The following is a 1616-nucleotide window of genomic DNA, read 5'->3' on the forward strand; positions in this document are numbered from 1 at the left end:
CAGCAGTGAAGTGTGCGCCGGGTGCCACGTGGACATCCACCGTACCTGGAAGAACTCCCTCCACGCCATGTCCCTCTCGGACCCCATCTTCGATGCCGCCTACTGGGAGGCCATCAAGCTGAGCAAGGGGGCCGCCCGGCCCCTCTGCTTGAGCTGCCACGCGCCTACGACGCGCATCACCAAGGACTACGACCAGCAGTTGCCCATCACCGGGGAAGGCGTCACTTGCGACTTCTGTCACACGATCACGGCGGCAAATCCGCTGGCGGCCGGGGAGCCCTATACCATGCGTCCCGGACTGGTGAAGTGGGGGCCGATCCGGTCCGCCCGGTCGCCGGCCCACGGGACCCAGTACTCCGTGACCCACATCACGTCGGAGCTTTGCGGGGGCTGCCACGAATACCGGGCGAAGTCGGGGGCCGTCCTCATGGGGACCTACAGCGAGTGGCGCGCGGGTCCCTACGCTGAGCAGGGGACCCAGTGCCAGGCGTGCCACATGCCCGTGGGGCAGGGACGCGTCGTCCGGCCCGAGATCGAGGCCCCCCCGCGGCCCATCAACTTGCACGACATCCAGGGGGGGCATTCCAGTGAGCAGGTCCGGAAGGCTGCCCGGGTGGAGGTCCGGGAGATCCGGCGGATCGACAAGGCCTATCGCGTGGTGGTGAGGGTAGAGAACGTCGGATCGGGCCACATGATCCCCACGGGTCTCCCGACCCGGCAGATTGAGCTGGTGGTCCAGCTTCGCCGGGGCCAGACGGTGGTGGGAGAGCAGCGGAAGGCGTTCCGGAAGGTGGTGGTGGACGAGCGGGGCAACGAACTCCGGACCGACGCCCAGGTCTTGCTCCGGGGGAGCGCAATCCTGAGCGACAACCGCATCCCGCCCAAGGGGGCCCAGGAGGTGAGCTTCCTCTTCCCGTATCCCGGCCCGCCGGACTTCGTGGCGGAGGCGAAGCTCTACTACCGGTATCCGATGGCCGTCGTCAATCCTGAGGAGATCACGCTGGAGATCGCCGGCGCCACCCGCCTTGCGCGGTGACGCCGCGCCCGCCTGCCAGGCAAGTCAGGTTGCTTAGCCGGGCTCCGGGTCGGCCACGGGACGGCCCGCCGGCCCGCGGGACCCGGGGAGGCCGGGGGTTCTCCTGCGTCTGCAGGCGGAGCTCCCCCCTGGGTTCGGAGGCCTCCCCCAACCCTTCCTGAAACGATCCTCCTCTTCTGATTCTGACCAGCCCCAAAGCGGCATGCCTTGGCGTCCAGGTCCCGCGCCTGGGGCATCTGGGTCCTGCCGGTAAAATCGGGTAGTATGGGAAGGGCGGGAGGCCGCGGTCCGCCTGCCCAGCCGCCCCATCGCTCCAGGAGGCCTTATGCACCCGACCAAGGCCAGGCCCGCGCCGCCTTCTGCCCCTGCCGCTGTGGCCCTCACGGTGGATCGCCTCGTCTTCCGGGGGGATGCCCTGGGAAAGGGGGAGGATGGCCGCGCCGTCTTCGTTCCCTTCGCCGCGCCGGGAGAGGTCGTCCGGGTCCGGATCGTCGAGGAGCGGCAGGACTACCGGCGCGGCGAGCTCCTCGAGGTGGTCACCCCTTCCTCCGACCGACGCGGGGCCCCCTGCCCCCACTTC

At 69.6% G+C, this 1616-nt stretch carries 2 protein-coding genes; both read left to right on the plus strand.

Translation table 11 applies throughout. The annotated features are described in order from the left end of the window. On the plus strand, nt 1-1036 hold a 1036-nt coding region (locus tag VGT06_06880), incomplete at its 5' end, for a multiheme c-type cytochrome (protein ID HEV8662842.1). A gap of 325 nt (nt 1037-1361) precedes the next feature. Next, a partial coding sequence (locus VGT06_06885; protein HEV8662843.1) for a TRAM domain-containing protein occupies nt 1362-1616 on the plus strand: 255 nt, incomplete at its 3' end.

The sequence above is a fragment of the Candidatus Methylomirabilis sp. genome (assembly GCA_036000645.1).
Taxonomy (GTDB): domain Bacteria; phylum Methylomirabilota; class Methylomirabilia; order Methylomirabilales; family JACPAU01; genus JACPAU01.